A 15,183-nucleotide genomic window follows, 5' to 3' on the forward strand; every position below is an offset into this window, starting at 1 on the left:
GCCGCAAAGAATCGGGCTGCATAATCCGCAGGCTTGCCGTAATTTTGCCTGAACAGACAGTTAATCTCCCAGCCGGTGGATAAGAGGAGACGCATGTGAGGCAGTGGATACTGGTGGCTCTGGCAGCGCTGCTGCCGGCCGCGGCGATGGCGCAGGACAGCCGTCTGCAGCGGATGGATACCCTGGATGCAGGACGGAAATGGGAGGCAGTCGGGCGGCTCGACGTGAACGGTGAGGGCTTCTGCACCGGTGCGCTGATTGCCCCCGACCTTGTGCTGACTGCGGCCCATTGCCTCTATGACAGCCGCACCAAGGCGCCGATCGACCCCGCCACCATCGAATTCCTGGCCGGCTGGCGCAACGGGCGTGCTTCGGCTTACCGCAGTGTGCGCCGGGCGGTGCAGCATCCGTCCTATGTCTATGATGGCGAGCTGTCGACCGACCGGGTGCGCAATGACATTGCGCTGCTGCAGCTGCAGCGTCCGATCCGCAACACCACTGTCACCCCCTTTGAGACCGACGAGCGTCCCCGCAAAGGCGCCAAGATCGGGGTTGTTTCCTATGCGCATGACCGCTCTGAAGCGCCCTCGCTGCAGGAAGTCTGCGCAGTCATGGCGCGGCAGCGGGGGGTGCTGGTGATGTCCTGCGATGTGGACTTCGGATCTTCCGGAGCGCCGGTGTTTTCCTTTGAGGGCGGCACCCCGCGCATTGTCTCGGTTATTTCCGCCAAGGCGGAAGTCAGCGGTGAGCGGGTTTCGCTGGGGTCCGCGCTGGCGGAGGAACTGACCCTGCTGCAGGCGCAGCTGACCGGCGTTGCCACCGGAGGGCGGCTGCCGCCCGGTGTCGGCCGGGTCAAGGTGGGTGAAGGGCGGGGCGCCTCTGGTGCCAAGTTTTTGAAACAATGATCTGGCGTGCGATGATACTGGGGGCCGCGACCCTGGCCTATGCTGCCGGCGCAATGGCCCAGGGCACCGGCCTGCGCCGTCTGACCGACCGCGATGACCTCCTGGGCTGGGAGGCCGTGGGGCGGCTGGAGCTGAACGGGCAGGGGTTCTGCACCGGCACGCTGATTGCGCCGGACCTGGTGCTGACCGCGGCGCATTGTGTTTATGATCAGGCCGGGGCGGCGCGCCCTGCTGAACAGATCAAATTCCGCGCCGGACTGCGCGACGGGGTTGCAATTGCCGAACGCCAGGCACTGCAGATCGCGGCGCATCCCGGCTACCGCCCGCGGCAGCGGCTGGGGGTCGAAAACATCCGCCATGATGTGGCGCTGATCCGGCTGTCAGAGCCGGTGCATAGCGGCCAGGCTAATGCCTTTGCACTGCACTCAGGCCGGGATTACGGCAGCGGCATCTCTGTTACCTCTTATGGCATGGGCCGGGCCGAGGCGCTGTCGCGCCAGCGCGAATGCAACCTGATGGCAGAGCATCAGGACGTGCTGATGATCGACTGCAACGTCACCTTCGGGTCCTCCGGGGCGCCGGTGTTTTCCCAGGTTGATGGTCGCGGACGCATTCTGGCGCTGGTTTCAGGCGGCGGCAATTACCGGGGGAAACACGTCGCGTTCGGCATGAAACTGCCGCAGCGGGTCGCCGAGCTGAAGGCGCAGCTGCGCAGCAACCCTGTGGCGACACCGGACCGGCGGATCAAGCGTATCCGGGTTGGCGGAGGCGGTTCTGCGGGTGGTGCGAAATTTGTCAGCGTTGGCGACTGACACCCCTCTTGAAGCCGCATTTTCCCTTCCTATCTCAGGATTATCCGGGCAGCCGCTGATTGGGGCCCGGGCAAAACCAGCCTGTCCCTGCGGGGAAGGCACTGTGAAATCGCTCATGAATGAGGATGGAAAATGCGTACTTTTGACTTTGCACCGCTGCACCGCGCCACCGTTGGCTTTGATCAGATCGCCAGCCTGATGGACCGCGCCCTGAGCGCCGATGCCGCCCAGTCCAGCTACCCGCCCTACAATATCGAGAAAACCGATGCCGACAGCTACCGCATCTCCATAGCGGTTGCCGGTTTCTCAGACGAAGACCTCAGTGTTGAGGTGAAGGAAAACGCGCTGGTGGTGTCCGCCAAAAAGGCAGAGGACGGCGAAGACCGCACCTTCCTGCACCGCGGCATTGCCACCCGCGCCTTCGAACGCCGTTTCACCCTGGCCGACCATGTCCATGTGACCGGTGCCAGCCACGAAAACGGCATGCTGCATATCGATCTGCACCGCGAGGTGCCAGAGGCGCTGAAACCGCGCCGGATCGAAATCTCCTCCTCCCGCCCGAACCGCCCGGAGATCGAGGCCAAAGCGGTCAACTGATCCTTCGGATCCCGGTTCGCGCGTACCCGCCCCCCGGCATTGCCGGGGGGCTTTTTCTGTTCGTGGGCGGGATTGCGCGGATGCAGCGGGGCGGGTCTGCCCGGCAGGCAATGAAATCTTAGGAATTCAGGCGCAGGGTCGTAGGGGATGAGTGCAGTGCAAAGGCGGCTTCATGCAACCTCAGGAAATTCAGCATGTCCAGAAAGACCTGGCGGCGATCTTTGCCCGAAAGGCGGACCTGGCGGAGCGGTTTTATGTGCATCTGTTCACGCGGCTGCCGGAAGCCCGTGCGATGTTCCGCGGCAATTTCGTGAAGCAGAAGGCGATGTTGATGGGCATGATTGCGGCCTGCGTGCGCAAGCTGGACGATCCGCAGGCACTTGCAGCACTCAGCGGCCAGCTGCTTCAGGCCCACGCCCATCTGGATCTGGGGGCGCGGGAGACCGACGCGGCAAGGCGGGCGCTGCTGGCCGCATTGCGGGATGTTCTGGGGGCAGACCTGGATCTTGAATCCGAAGCCGCCTGGAACCGCGCCATCAGCCGTGTAACGGCAGCGATGGCGCGGCATTGAAACCGGATCAGACCGACATGCAGATGTATTTCATCTCCAGGTAGTCCTCGATGCCGTGGTGGCTGCCTTCGCGGCCCAGACCCGATTGCTTGACGCCGCCGAACGGTGCGACCTCGGTGGAGATGATGCCGGTGTTGACGCCGACAATCCCGTATTCCAGCGCTTCGGCCACCTTGTACACCCGGCTGAGGTCCTTGGCGTAGAAATAGGACGCCAGCCCGAAGATCGTGTCGTTGGCCATGGCGATCACTTCGTCCTCGTTCTCGAACTTGAACAGCGGCGCCAGCGGGCCAAAGGTCTCGTCGGTGGCAAAGGCCATGTCCTGGGTCGCGCCAGTGACGATGGTCGGCTGGAAGAAGCTGCCGCCCAGTTCCGACGGATTGCCGCCCAGGATCACCTCGCCGCCCTTGGACTTGGCATCGGCAATGTGCTCCTGCACCTTTTCCAGCGCTTCCGTGTTGATAAGCGGGCCGAAATGGATGTCTTCCTTGAGGCCGTCGCCGACGTTCATCTTCTCGACCGCGGCCTTCAGCTTCTCCGCAAAGGCGTCGTAAACACCGGCCTGCACATAGATCCGGTTGGCGCAGACACAGGTCTGGCCGTTGTTGCGGAACTTGCACATGATGGCGCCTTCGACGGCGGCATCCAGGTCGGCATCGTCAAACACGATGAAGGGCGCGTTGCCGCCCAGCTCCATTGAGCATTTCATCACCGTGTCAGCCGCCTGGCGCAGCAGGATGCGGCCCACTTCGGTGGAGCCGGTGAAGGTCAGCTTGCGCACTGCGCCGTTCTCGCAGAACTCCTTGCCGATGTCGGAAGCGCGCGAGGACGGCACCACGTTAAAGACGCCTGCCGGAATGCCTGCGCGGTCTGCCAGAACCGCCAGCACAATGGCCGACAGCGGGGTTTCGGCTGCGGGGCGGGCGATGAAGGAACAGCCGGCGGCCAGCGCCGGGCCGGCCTTGCGGGTGATCATCGCGTTGGGGAAGTTCCACGGCGTGATCGAGGCGGCAACGCCGATCGGCTGTTTCATCACAGTGATGCGCTTGTCGCGCTGGTGGCCGGGGATGGTTTCGCCGTAAATCCGCTTGGCCTCTTCCGCAAAGAACTCGATGAAGGAGGCGCCATAGGCGATCTCGCCCCGGGACTCAGCCAGCGGTTTGCCCATTTCAGCCGTTAGGATCACCGCCAGGTCTTCCTGGTTCTCCATCATCAGGTCGTACCATTTGCGCAGCACGTTGGCGCGTTCCTTGCCGGTCCATTTGGCCCAGTCCTTTTGCGCGGCTTCGGCCTGGGCGATGGCACCCGCAACCTGCGCGCGGCTGGTATCGGCCGCCTGGGCGATCACGTCGCCGCGGGCCGGATTGGATACGTCAAAGGTGCTTTCGCCATCCGTAAACTTGCCGCCGATATAGGCGCGGGTTTCCAGCAGGCTGGGATCATTGAGCAGGGATTTCAGGTCTGTGGTTGCGTCGAGCATTGCGGGCCTCCCGGTATTTGTTGCTGGAATGGAAATCAGCTGCACATTGATATGTCCAGTAACATCCATGAGTCCAGAATTTGATCAAATTCACGGCAAAGATTTTTTGGGCCGAGCAATTTGACATGTGCTGTGCCAGACTGTCTGGTAGCCGCAAAGAACAAAAAACAGGGGAGACTGGGCATGGAATTGGATGATGCCTATGCCAACGGGGCCTATATCGAGGATGCCGGAAAATACCCGCCGCGCTGGGCGGCCTCGGCGGAGGATTTCCGCAACAGCCTGCATGAGCGCGCCCGGCTGGACATACCCTATGGCGACGGCGCGCGGCAGTGTTTTGACCTGTTCCTGCCGGAAGGCACGCCCAAAGGGGTGTTTGTGTTTGTCCACGGCGGTTACTGGCTGGCCTTCGACAAAAGCTCCTGGTCGCATCTGGCGCGCGGGGCGATGGCGCACGGCTGGGCCGTGGCGATGCCGTCGTATGACCTGTGCCCGGACGTGCGGATTGCCGACATCACCCGGCAGATTGCGGCCGCGGTAACGCGGGTTGCGGAGGAAGTGGAAGGCCCGATTGCGCTGGCGGGGCATTCCGCGGGCGGCCATCTGGTGGCGCGGATGCTGGACCGGGCGCTGCTGCCCGCAGAAGTGGGTGAGCGGATCAGGACGGTGATTCCGATCTCGCCGCTGGCGGATCTGCTGCCGCTGCTGCGCACCACGATGAACCAGAAGTTCAAGATGGATTCCGCTGCTGCCGTGGCCGAAAGCCCGGTTGAGATGCAGGACCGCTACGAGGCGGAGGTCACCGTCTGGGTCGGCGGCGAGGAGCGCCCGGCGTTTCTGGATCAAGCGGTCTGGCTGGTGGAGGCCTGGGGTGCGGATCATGTGATTGCCTTTGGCAAGCACCATTTCAACGTGATCGATCCGCTGGCCGATCCCGAAAGTGATCTCGTGGCGCTGATCGTGAATTGAGCGCAAACTGGTGGGTAGAAAAGCCTGCTCTGTATGGCGTTTGTGAAGTGAGAACCCGCTTGGCTGCACCGCCGGGCAGCGCCCGAACCGCCGCCGCGGGGCGGGCGCGGCTCTCTTTGGAAGATTGCTTGCGGCAGTCAAAATATTTCTTGCCAGAATCCGAAATCCGCCGCATCTTCCGGCTTAAGGGCCGGGCGATGGCGTCGCCGCATGGAATACATGCCAGCCCCCACATTCCAAAACTGTCCTGAACGCCGGGACCTTTCTTGTAAGAAGGAAGGGTCTGATATGACTGCACGTCCTGAAATGTACCGTTTTCACAATGGTGAGAAGGCGCCGCTGCAATTTGCTGTCTCCGAGTACGAGGCGCGGATTGGGGGCCTGCGCAAGATCATGGCTGACACCGGGGTGAGCGCCGCGGTCTTCACCTCGATGCACAACATCTCCTACTACTCGGGCTTCACCTACTGCGCCTTTGGCCGCCCCTATGGGCTGGTGGTGACTGCGTCTGAGGCGGTGACCATCTCAGCCGGCATCGACGCGGGCCAGCCCTGGCGCCGCTCGTTCTGCGACAACATCACCTATACCGACTGGCAACGCGACAACTTCTGGCGTGCAATCAAGTCGGTAAGCGGTGAGGGTGCAGTGGTCGGCTATGAAAGCGACCACCTGACCCTGCTGCAAAAGGCCAAGCTGGAGGGCTTTCTGAAGCCGTCGCAACTGGTTGACCTTTATGAGCCGACCATGCGCCAGCGGATGGGCAAATCCGCGGCTGAGCTGGATATGATCCGGGCCGGCGCGGCTGTCGCCGACGTCGGCGGCTTTGCGATCCGTGATGCGGTCAAGGAGGGCGCGCGGGAAATCGACGTGGCGATGGCCGGCCGTGATGCGATGGAGCTGGAGATCGCCAAGCGCTTTCCGGATGCGGAGTATCGCGACAGCTGGGTCTGGTTCCAGTCCGGGATCAATACCGACGGCGCGCACAACCCGGTGACAGGCCGCCGCTTGCAGCGCGGCGACATCCTGTCCTTGAACACTTTCCCCATGATTTCAGGCTATTACACCGCTCTGGAGCGGACCATGTTCGTTAAGGAAGTGGATGCCGAGAGCCTGCGCATCTGGGAGGCCAATGTGGCGGCCCATGAGCTGGGTATCTCGCTGCTGCAGCCGGGTGCGAGCTGCGCGGAAATCACGCACAAGATCAACGCCTTCTTTGAAGAGCAGGATCTGCTGCAGTACCGCACCTTTGGCTACGGCCATTCGTTTGGCGTGCTGTCCCACTACTATGGCCGCGAGGCGGGCCTTGAGCTGCGCGAGGACATCGACACGGTGCTTGAGCCGGGCATGGTGATCTCGATGGAGCCGATGCTGACCATTGCGGACGGTCAGCCGGGGGCTGGCGGATACCGTGAGCATGACATTCTGATCATCCACGAAGACGGCAACGAGAACATCACCAAGTACCCCTATGGGCCAGAGTTCAACGTCGTCGGCTGAAGGCGGGCTGAAAACGAAAAAGCAGGGGGGTGCCATGCGTGCACCCCCTGTACACCCCCTGCGCACCGGGCAGGCGCCTGCGGGGCTGAGCCTAGTGAATGGCTTGGTCAATAGGCTGGGTATTCGCGGTCTCTGACGGCGGGTAAACCGGGGCTTGCGGAGCCGCGGCACCGCGACCGGCCAGGAATTGGCGGTTCGTGTTCCACCCCCGCGTCATCCACAGGGCTGCGGCGGCAGGCTCTTCTGCGGCGTGCAGCAGTTCGTGCGCCGACAGGCTTAGCTGGGCGGCGTCGTGCTGGGCGGTAACTGTCAGGCGGTCCCCGGCCGTTGCCGTTGCGGAATGGTCCAGCAGAAAGGCGGTCCGCCCCCAATGGCCGCCGGAATTCAATCCGTTCGACACCTGAATGCCGGGGGCCAGGTCCATTTCGAAACTGACAAGCACAGCATGGATGCTGCCTGCCGCGGTGCAGGCGAGATCCGCTGTGGTGCGCGCCGGATTGATGTTTGGGCGGGTGAAGTCGAATTCGAACAGCTTTGTTGCCGGACCCAAGGGGCGAAGCTTGCAAGCTTCGAAGTCGTTCGGGGTGAGCTGTGCCACGCGGGCAAAATGGTGAAAGGCGCTGAGGTCGAAACCCTCTGCCTCATGCGGGCGCCAGAGGTTCAGGAGGCCGGGGCTTTCCACCGGCTGGGCCATTAGAGTTCCGCGTTCCGGGATCGCACGCGCATCCGGCTTGGCCAGTGCTGACATGGCGTGGGTGAGGGTCGCAAGAGCACCTTCGCCAAGCAGGACTGTATCGACGATTTCCGAGATCACCACATCGGCCTGCTCCGGAATATCCGCGCCGACGACGATCTCATGCGACCATTTCGGGATGACGGTGATGCGGTCGCTCAGGCCGTTTGCCGCGATGACGTGCGCGGCGGCCTGGGCGATCAGCGGCTGCTGTTCGCAGGTGTAGACGTGTTTCGCGCCGGCGCGTGCGGCCAGCATGGCGGTCAGTCCGGCGCCGCAGCCGATATCAAGCACCACGTCGCCGGGCCGCACCTTGGCGGCGATGGCCTTGGCATAGGCCTTATTGCGGGCTGTGTCCGACAGCATCGGAAAATGCCAGCGGGGCACAAATGCCTGGTGCAGGCGCTCCTGCAGGATCTGCGCTTCGTGGTGACTGGGATCCAGGCTGAGAGCCTCGGAAAGCAGCTGCGCGGTTCGGATGCCGCCATCACTCAAGGGGGCGGATTTAGCGGTTTGGACGAGGTCTTCCGCCTTCTGCGGTCCCGCATGGCCGAATTTTTGTGCCGGAACGGGTGTTTGTTTTTCAAGCAACTTTTATTTTTCCTCATTTGAAGCAAATGCCACTGAGCTGCATAATCGGCATGCGCATCTAACAAATGATGAAGGGTAGGCACGGGCTGCGAGAATGATCCGTAAGCGCTTCTCAGGGGGCGGTGCCAGGGCGGCCGGAAGGTCTGGTCCGCTAATCTGCTGGCTGAACAGGGACAATTCCGTGCCGTCGGGTACAAGCGTTGCGCCGGGAATGGTCTTGGGGCATATGTGCGCCACGGCATAGCCCGCCGAATAGCCAGCCGATATGTTACCCTCTTGCAGAGGACGCACGCACGCGCCCCCCGCGAGGAAGAAAGAACCACCGCCATGTATGAAGCACCGGAAAAGAAGAAATCGGAATTTGCGCTGATCCAGCTGATGCCGAACCTGATGACGATCGGAGCGATCTGTGCCGGCCTGTCGGCGATCCGGTCTGCGGTTTACGGCAATTACGCGCTGGCGGTGATGCTGATCCTGCTGGCGGCGGTGCTGGACGGGCTGGACGGGCGGCTGGCGCGGGCGCTGCGCAGTGTCAGCAAGATGGGGGCTGAGCTGGATTCGCTGGCTGATTTCCTGAACTTCGGCGTGGCGACTCCAATGGTGATCTATCTGTGGGCGCTGCAGGACATGCGCGGGATCGGCTGGATTTCGGTGCTGGTGTTCTCGGTCTGCTGCGTGGTGCGGCTGGCGCGGTTCAATGTCAGCAGCAAGTCGGAGGAGGAGGCGCCGAAGCTGCGCAAAGGCTATTTCGAGGGCATCCCGTCGCCCGCCGGGGCGCTGCTGGCGTTGCTGCCGATGTTCGCCTCCTTTGCCTATGGCAGCCGCGAACCGGTGCTGCATGAGCTGCTGATCTGTCTCACCATGGTGGTGGTCGGGCTGGCAATGATCAGCCACATTCCGACCTGGTCGCCGAAAGCGGTTAAAATCTCGCGCGAGAATGTTAAGTACCTGCTTGTGGGCTTTGCCTTCATGGCTGCGGCATTACTGACCTATGCATGGACGGTGCTGGTTGTGCTATGCCTTACTTACGTTGCTATGGTGATTTGGGGGCTGGTTTCAAAGCCAAAAAACTAGCCCAAGACGTCCGGGGAGGGACGAATTGGATATCAAGGCAGTTGAAGAATCCTATGCGCGCTGGGCGCCGGTTTATGACAAGACATTCGGCGCGGTGACGCGCTCTGGCCGCCGCAGGGCGACCCGTTACATCAATTCCCGCGAGGGCAGTGTGCTGGAGGTCGGGATCGGCACCGGTCTGTCGCTGCAGCATTACGCGCCGCACCTGCAGGTGACCGGCATCGATTTCAGCCACGAGATGCTGAAAAAGGCCAAGGCCAAGGTGCAGGAGCTGGGTCTGACACAGGTCGAGGCGCTGCGGCAGATGGATGCCCGGCAGCTGGATTTCCCGGACAATTCATTCGACACGGTTGCCGCGATGCATGTGCTGTCGGTGGTGCCGGACCCGGACAAGGTGATGCATGAGATTGCGCGGGTGCTGAAACCCGGCGGCAAGCTGGTGGTCACCAATCATTTCAAAAGCGGCAAGGGGGTCCGGGCTTCCTTGGAGAAGCTTTCGGCCCCGCTGGCCAACGTGATCGGCTGGCATTCGGATTTTGCCCTGGAAACGGTGCTGCAGGAGGACCGGCTGCAGGTCGAGGTTCAAGAGAGCATTCCGCCCTTCGGCATGATGACATTCCTGGTGCTGAGCAAGCAGCAGACCATGTGAAACGGCCTGTTTCCGCGAAGCGGCCCCGGGGGTGTCCTCCGGGGCTTTTCTTTGTGCGGCCTGTCTGCAACAGTGCGTCTGAAACGGGTGGAATTGCAGCGCCCCAGGGGATGTAAATTCCATTTACATTCCCATATCAGGATCAGGTATTTGACAGGGAAGGAGCGGATGCGATGAGTGTATCCCAATTTGAGAAAATGGTGGCGGACAGCCAGGAGAAGGTGCGCGAGTCGCAGTCCAAGATCGAGGCGATGACGGCACGCATCGAGACCGCGCGCAGCAAGATCGAAGCGGGCGAGGATGCCAGCATCGACATTGAAAACGCGACGCTGGAAGACGTGCATGCGCATACCGACGTGATGAACGCCAATATTGCCGAGCTGATCATGGGGCTTGATGATGTGACGGCGGCATTCTCCAAAGATTTCGACGAGATGCGGTCGAAGACAGGCTGGGAGAGCTTTGTCGGCTTCTTTTCCAAGGGGAAGTCGGACTCGATGCGCCAAGAGCGGATGCGCACGGCCAGCATCGACGACAAGCTGCAGGACTTGATCGCCAAGTCGGACGTGATTGTGAAGCTGCTGGAGGGCCAGCTGGCGACGCTGGAAGACCAGCGCGAGAAGGTGCAGACCAATCTGGCCGCCACGCTGGATGACCGGGAGTTCACCGTGCAGGAGCTGGAGGGCGTGCGGGCTGAGATCGTGGCGCTGGATCCGCAGATCATCGAGCTGGAGAACAAAATCTCAGTCGAGCAGGACGCCGCCGCGCGCACCAAGCTGGAGACCGAGCTGGCGGACACCAACGCCAAGTACAACGCGTTGGTGCAGGAGGAGCAGGTGAAGCTTGCGAAGTCCCAGACGCTGGAGCGGTACATCGAGAAGGGCAAGACCTGGGTCGACAGTTTGCAGAACCAGGCGGCGACGCAGATGGTGCTGATCAATAAGCTGAAGACGGACACCCAGCAGCGGGTGGTGCTGTATGATGCGCTGACCAAATCGCTGAAGACCGCACAGCAGCAGGATGTGGCGCATAGGATCAACGAGATCGGCGTGCAGACCGACAAGGAAGCCCAGACTGCAATGGCAGCGATCGGCACCGCGACCAACCAGAAAATGGCCGACATGCTGGAAGCGCATGAGGGTAACATGGTGTTCGCCCGCGACGTGCTGGAGAAGAAGGCCAAGGCCGACGAACGCTTTGCCCGCCGGTTCGCGGCGATTGTCGAGAAGCACGACAAGAACCTGTATGGGGGGTGAAGGTGCGGATTCCATTACTTCAAAACCCCAAAAACTGGCGTGATTGGTGGTTAGATCTCTGCGGCGCCGGATTATGCGTGTTGTTGCTTGCGGTTTATACCGAGCTTTCAAAAGCCATATTATTCTCTGCCGCCGCGGGTAGCATGATCGGCACGGCACTTCATTTGCGATCGCGTTTGAAGAAAGCTCAAAGTGAGAATCCCGTTGAGGGGGCTGGCTGAGTTTTCCGCGCCGAGAAATAACTGGGAAAGCCGGAGCAATATGTCGCCACTGAATTTGAAGACCAACAGAGGACGGCTCCCGGCCGCGGGTGGGCGCGTAGCGCCCACCGTTTTGCCGGAGGCAAACCTGCGGTTTGACGGGGGCGGCCGGGCGCTGTCCGCGCCGCAAGCGGCACGTCCGGAAAGGGGGCCGGCATGACCGATCCCTCCCACGACCACGCAGGCCTCAGCGATACCTTCGCCTCGCGCCGGTATTTCAAGAAGTTCGAGACCATCATCCGGCATCTCACCCGGGTGGCGGCAGCGATGCAGGCGGAGGGGCGGCTGTCGAAATCCGATGTGAAGGTGCTGACCGCCTACCTGATGCGGCTCAACTTCACCTTCCGCGCGCTGAGCATGAAATACCTGATGGCGGGGCGCGACACGGGGCGGTTTTTCGGCAGCCTGGCGATGGACAAGCGCGACAGCGGCTTTCCGGTGGCGGCGGAACTCATGACCATGGCCAATGACGCCCAGCAGGCGGAGCGGCATCTGGCTAATATGGCCAGTGAGACGCAGCTGAAGGATGATATGGTGCGCGCCATCATCTCGGAGCGTACAACGCCATCAAAGCTGCAGTTCGCCTTGTCGCAACGCCTCTACTATCAGGAGTTGCTGAAGGGGCAGCTGTTCTGGACCCAGAACGATCCGGTTTGCGAATGGCTGGAAAACCTTGGCCCGCGCCGCCGTCGCTTCCTGCTGCATTGGGCCGCCTATGACAGCCAGGTGAACCTGCCGGTGATCTACCTGATGGAACTGGAGGACAGCGGCAAGGTGGCGCTGCCCAAGGACGAGCGCCGCTGGCCTGAGGTGCAGGCGCATCTGATGGCGCAGGCGCTAGCGGGGCTGAAGCTGGTGACCATTGCCAAGGGGTTTGACGAGGATTTCGACGACCTCCATCCCAAGCATCTGCGCCGCTACCACGTTGGGCCGATGTATTCCTCTGCCTATACCGAGCAGTCCGGGCCGCTGCACCAAGTGCTGGAGGAGGCGGAGGCGCCCGCGGGCCAGGACTGGGCGCTGGCCTGGACGCTGGAGGAGCTGGAAAGCGAGGATGTGCGCGAGGAGCGCTCGGGCTGGTTCGGCACTGTGGAGCGGGAGATCTTTGCGCTCGATCCCTTTGGCGGGCGCGGCGCCGATACCGGAGCAACGCGGACACAGCGCGCCATCATCCTGCCGCAGCGCCCGTTCCAGGTTTTGGCAGAGCTGGACCCGCCGGGGTTCGGGGATGTGCAGAAGTTTGTGGTGAGCGAGGCGGGGCAGGTGCTGCGGTATTGACGCCTGCGCCTGTTGCTGGGGCGGGAGCCTCCGGCGGGGATATTTTTCGCCAGAAGAAGAGCGGGCCTTATTTTGGCCTGCATGGTACGGATTGAGAGGGTGAGATGAGCATTTCAGGCAATCAGATGGAGCTGCGGGAAGAGGATATCCGCAAACATTACGCAGCGGCTGCGGCGCTGCTGGAGGGGTTTGACCACACCCCGCGCATTGCCAAGCCGCAGGCAGAGGGCAAGGCGCCGGAGCGGTCCGCAGGGATCGGCACGCGGCGGCGGTTCCGCTCCACTACGCCAGGGCTGGTCACGCGCTCCACCGCGCGTCCCGATGGGGTGCATCTGATTGCCCGCATCGAGGCGGCGGATGAGGATGATCCGCTGACCTCACCCTTGCAGGCGACCTTGCAGCATGCCTTGCGCCGGGCGCTGGCGATCTCATTGGCGATGGGGGAGGCTTATGCGGATGTTTCTGGCCTTGGCGACCTGAAACGCGCCAATCTGGCGGGATCGCTGGACGGCGCGCGCAAAGGGGAGTTCACCGAGCTGCTGGCGGCGGAGGCGCTGATTGCGGCGCATGTGTTTGCCAATGCCGCGGCCTTCCTGCTGGCGCCGCACGGGAGCGAGGCGCAGGCCGAGGTGGGCGAGGCGGAGGAGCTGCTGACCGATAACGCGCCGCTGGCTCTGCACGGGGCGCTGTGGGAGCTGGACCAGAAGCTGGCGCTGCATGCCCCCGATGATGCGCATCTGATTGCGGCCACGGCGGGTTATGCCGAGCAACTGATGGAGAAGGCGGCCTTGCGCGCCCAGAACGCGCCGCGGCTGGAGGCGTTCACGGCTGCTGCCTGGCGGGTGGAGGCGGATGACCTGACCATCAGCGGCTTTGAACCGGCAGCGAAGGCAAAGTCCACAACGCTCACCATGGCGTTCAAGAAGCCGCATGAGGTGGTGGGCAACCATATCGCCAAATACCAGGCCTTAAGGCTCTCCAAGATGCTGATGGCCTATGATTTCGACCGGCGTCTGAACCCGTTTGCCGAGATGGGCGGCTTTATCTTCACCTTCATGGGCGACGGCAAGCCGGGAACGGGCAAGACGACCCTGATCCAGATGATGGCCGGGCTGATCCATGATTATTGCCAGAATGCAGGCTATGCCTTCCGCTACCAGAATTTCGGCATCGACAATATCGACAGCTATCAGGGCAAGTCGGGGCAGAACGCCAAATCGTTTATCCAGAACGTGATCGACCCGGGCGTCATCGGCTTTGGCACCATCGACGACATCGACCAGATTGCAGGGAAACGCGGCGACCGGCAGTCCAGCGCGGGCCAGCAGGAGGTGACGGCGGTGTTCATGGAGGCCTTTGCCGGCGCCAATACCGTGGTGCGCGGCAACTGCACCTTTGGCATGTTCTCCAACTACCCGGAGAATGTGGACGACGCCCTGCGCCAGCGGGCGGGCGCGCGGTTCCTGGTGGACGGGCCGCAGACGCGGGAGGATTACATCGACATCCTGACCCTTCTGATGGGCAAGAACCATGCGATCCCGCAGGGCGAACACGATCTGTATGGCGCGCAGGAGATCAAGAAGGCGGTGGCGCGCTCATTCGAGGCGCACAACCGCCCGCAGGAGCCGGGGCTGGCGGAGGTATTCGGCCGGGTGCATGACCAGATTGGTGAGTTGGATGATCTGGCCAAGCTGGGCACCTATCTGAAGGCGATCCAAGCCGCGGATGAACGGTTCACCGGCCGTGCCATCAAGAATATCACCGATGCGGTCAAGGTCCGCGCGATGGATTTCGAGCTGCCGGATGAATGGATGGAGAATCCGAAGCTGTTCCTGTTCAAGGATTACGAAACCAAATCCGCGATGATTGCCGAGCTGCGGGTGCCGATCACCGTCGACATGGTGGTGCAGGAGATCAACCGCTACGCCGACAGCGAGTTCCGCTATGCTGACAAATCGGATGAGGTGGCGATTGAAAACATGGTGCGCGATTTCGGCCGTCAGGAAGAGGCCAAGCGGCGGTATCTGGAGGGGAAAAGCTGATGGGCGGTTTTCTCTATGTCGGGGTAGTTCTCGCCCTCTCAATTGGCACAGGTGTTTTCTTTGGCAGCATGGCGCAGCGGAGCTGGGGAAGCTTGGGCAAGCAGGCGGGGAGTGCCTGTCTTACCTATGTTCTCCTGCTGGGTATCTATGCGGTTCTGTTTTACTCGGCGGTTCTGCCCAAGGGGTATCTGCTGGAGTTTCCGTACAACGAAATTGCGCTTCGCAAAACGGTTGCCGGTGTCTTGATTGGTGTTCCGCTGGTGCTGGTTGCGGTAGGGTTCCGGGCTCTGTTCAGGTTTCAGCGATGATTGTGTCTTGCACCATAAATTGGGATCCCGTGCCAAGCGGAATTGGGGCAAGTGTTTCGCACAACATGAGGGCAGAGCCTGTCCTCGGGCGGAAGCGGAGCGCCTGCCCAGGGGGACGGACGGGCGCTGCCCGAGCCGCAAGCGCCTCGGGCGGTGAGGTT

At 62.2% G+C, this 15,183-nt stretch carries 14 protein-coding genes; 12 read left to right on the forward strand and 2 right to left on the reverse strand.

Annotated elements, in window-relative coordinates; genetic code table 11:
- Positions 1-146 precede the first annotated feature (146 nt).
- From AC5STB_RS10600 to AC5STB_RS10615, 4 genes are all read left to right on the forward strand, one after another.
- A complete protein-coding gene (locus tag AC5STB_RS10600; protein WP_495444590.1) occupies positions 147-905 on the forward strand; it encodes a trypsin-like serine peptidase in 759 nt (252 codons plus the stop codon).
- Positions 902-1,717 carry a trypsin-like serine peptidase gene (locus AC5STB_RS10605; protein WP_495442796.1) on the forward strand — a complete coding sequence of 272 codons (816 nt, stop codon included), beginning with the start codon at positions 902-904 and terminating at the stop codon, positions 1,715-1,717. The genes AC5STB_RS10600 and AC5STB_RS10605 overlap by 4 nt, the downstream gene beginning before the upstream one ends.
- A 132-nt stretch (positions 1,718-1,849) precedes the next feature.
- Positions 1,850-2,314 carry an Hsp20 family protein gene (locus tag AC5STB_RS10610; RefSeq protein ID WP_495442797.1) on the forward strand — a complete coding sequence of 155 codons (465 nt, stop codon included), beginning with the start codon at positions 1,850-1,852 and terminating at the stop codon, positions 2,312-2,314.
- A gap of 172 nt (positions 2,315-2,486) precedes the next feature.
- Positions 2,487-2,885 carry a globin domain-containing protein gene (locus AC5STB_RS10615; RefSeq protein ID WP_495442798.1) on the forward strand — a complete coding sequence of 133 codons (399 nt, stop codon included), beginning with the start codon at positions 2,487-2,489 and terminating at the stop codon, positions 2,883-2,885.
- Positions 2,886-2,892: 7 nt separating this feature from the next.
- Here AC5STB_RS10615 and AC5STB_RS10620 read toward each other — a convergent pair whose 3' ends face one another.
- Positions 2,893-4,365 (reverse strand): NAD-dependent succinate-semialdehyde dehydrogenase, encoded by a 1,473-nt coding sequence (locus tag AC5STB_RS10620; RefSeq protein ID WP_495442799.1) that lies wholly within the window; start codon positions 4,363-4,365, stop codon positions 2,893-2,895.
- Between the two features lie 183 nt (positions 4,366-4,548).
- On the opposite strand from AC5STB_RS10620, the gene AC5STB_RS10625 reads away from it, so the two are divergent.
- Together AC5STB_RS10625 and AC5STB_RS10630 are read left to right on the forward strand one after the other, a co-directional pair.
- A complete protein-coding gene (locus AC5STB_RS10625) occupies positions 4,549-5,334 on the forward strand; it encodes a hormone-sensitive lipase (protein WP_495442800.1) in 786 nt (261 codons plus the stop codon).
- A gap of 288 nt (positions 5,335-5,622) precedes the next feature.
- Positions 5,623-6,831: an aminopeptidase P family protein gene (locus AC5STB_RS10630; RefSeq protein WP_495442801.1), complete on the forward strand. Its 1,209-nt coding sequence runs from the start codon at positions 5,623-5,625 to the stop codon at positions 6,829-6,831.
- 91 nt (positions 6,832-6,922) lie between these two features.
- Here AC5STB_RS10630 and AC5STB_RS10635 read toward each other — a convergent pair whose 3' ends face one another.
- Positions 6,923-8,155 (reverse strand): class I SAM-dependent methyltransferase, encoded by a 1,233-nt coding sequence (locus AC5STB_RS10635; protein WP_495442802.1) that lies wholly within the window; start codon positions 8,153-8,155, stop codon positions 6,923-6,925.
- 327 nt (positions 8,156-8,482) lie between these two features.
- Between AC5STB_RS10635 and pssA the strand changes: the two genes are divergently transcribed.
- The 6 genes from pssA (at position 8,483) to AC5STB_RS10665 (ending at position 15,022) form a co-directional block, all read left to right on the forward strand.
- Complete coding sequence (gene pssA / locus AC5STB_RS10640; protein ID WP_495442803.1) at positions 8,483-9,229, forward strand: CDP-diacylglycerol--serine O-phosphatidyltransferase; 747 nt, start codon at positions 8,483-8,485, stop codon at positions 9,227-9,229.
- 25 nt (positions 9,230-9,254) lie between these two features.
- A complete protein-coding gene (locus tag AC5STB_RS10645; RefSeq protein WP_495442804.1) occupies positions 9,255-9,878 on the forward strand; it encodes a class I SAM-dependent methyltransferase in 624 nt (207 codons plus the stop codon).
- 173 nt (positions 9,879-10,051) lie between these two features.
- Positions 10,052-11,134, forward strand: a complete 1,083-nt coding sequence (locus AC5STB_RS10650) for a hypothetical protein (RefSeq protein WP_495442805.1) — start codon at positions 10,052-10,054, stop codon at positions 11,132-11,134.
- A 416-nt stretch (positions 11,135-11,550) separates the two neighbouring features.
- Positions 11,551-12,672, forward strand: coding sequence for a hypothetical protein (locus AC5STB_RS10655; RefSeq protein WP_495442806.1), 1,122 nt, complete (start codon positions 11,551-11,553; stop codon positions 12,670-12,672).
- 104 nt (positions 12,673-12,776) lie between these two features.
- A complete protein-coding gene (locus AC5STB_RS10660) occupies positions 12,777-14,714 on the forward strand; it encodes an AAA family ATPase (RefSeq protein WP_495442807.1) in 1,938 nt (645 codons plus the stop codon).
- On the forward strand, positions 14,714-15,022 hold the full coding sequence (locus tag AC5STB_RS10665; protein ID WP_495442808.1) for a hypothetical protein: 309 nt from the start codon (positions 14,714-14,716) through the stop codon (positions 15,020-15,022). Before AC5STB_RS10660 ends, AC5STB_RS10665 begins: the two co-directional genes overlap by 1 nt.
- The last annotated feature ends 161 nt before the right edge of the window (positions 15,023-15,183 follow it).

The organism is Leisingera sp. CC-HEC093, assembly GCF_059429195.1.

What these genes read in the sequence shown, in the direction of transcription:
- pssA (WP_495442803.1), top strand. Translation starts at nt 8,483, where the DNA reads ATGTATGAAGCACCGGAAAAGAAGAAATCGGAATTTGCGCTGATCCAG.
- AC5STB_RS10650 (WP_495442805.1), top strand. Translation starts at nt 10,052, where the DNA reads ATGAGTGTATCCCAATTTGAGAAAATGGTGGCGGACAGCCAGGAGAAG.
- AC5STB_RS10615 (WP_495442798.1), top strand. Translation starts at nt 2,487, where the DNA reads ATGCAACCTCAGGAAATTCAGCATGTCCAGAAAGACCTGGCGGCGATC.
- AC5STB_RS10620 (WP_495442799.1), bottom strand. Translation starts at nt 4,365, where the DNA reads ATGCTCGACGCAACCACAGACCTGAAATCCCTGCTCAATGATCCCAGC.
- AC5STB_RS10605 (WP_495442796.1), top strand. Translation starts at nt 902, where the DNA reads ATGATCTGGCGTGCGATGATACTGGGGGCCGCGACCCTGGCCTATGCT.
- AC5STB_RS10600 (WP_495444590.1), top strand. Translation starts at nt 147, where the DNA reads ATGGCGCAGGACAGCCGTCTGCAGCGGATGGATACCCTGGATGCAGGA.
- AC5STB_RS10625 (WP_495442800.1), top strand. Translation starts at nt 4,549, where the DNA reads ATGGAATTGGATGATGCCTATGCCAACGGGGCCTATATCGAGGATGCC.
- AC5STB_RS10610 (WP_495442797.1), top strand. Translation starts at nt 1,850, where the DNA reads ATGCGTACTTTTGACTTTGCACCGCTGCACCGCGCCACCGTTGGCTTT.
- AC5STB_RS10660 (WP_495442807.1), top strand. Translation starts at nt 12,777, where the DNA reads ATGAGCATTTCAGGCAATCAGATGGAGCTGCGGGAAGAGGATATCCGC.
- AC5STB_RS10630 (WP_495442801.1), top strand. Translation starts at nt 5,623, where the DNA reads ATGACTGCACGTCCTGAAATGTACCGTTTTCACAATGGTGAGAAGGCG.
- AC5STB_RS10655 (WP_495442806.1), top strand. Translation starts at nt 11,551, where the DNA reads ATGACCGATCCCTCCCACGACCACGCAGGCCTCAGCGATACCTTCGCC.
- AC5STB_RS10665 (WP_495442808.1), top strand. Translation starts at nt 14,714, where the DNA reads ATGGGCGGTTTTCTCTATGTCGGGGTAGTTCTCGCCCTCTCAATTGGC.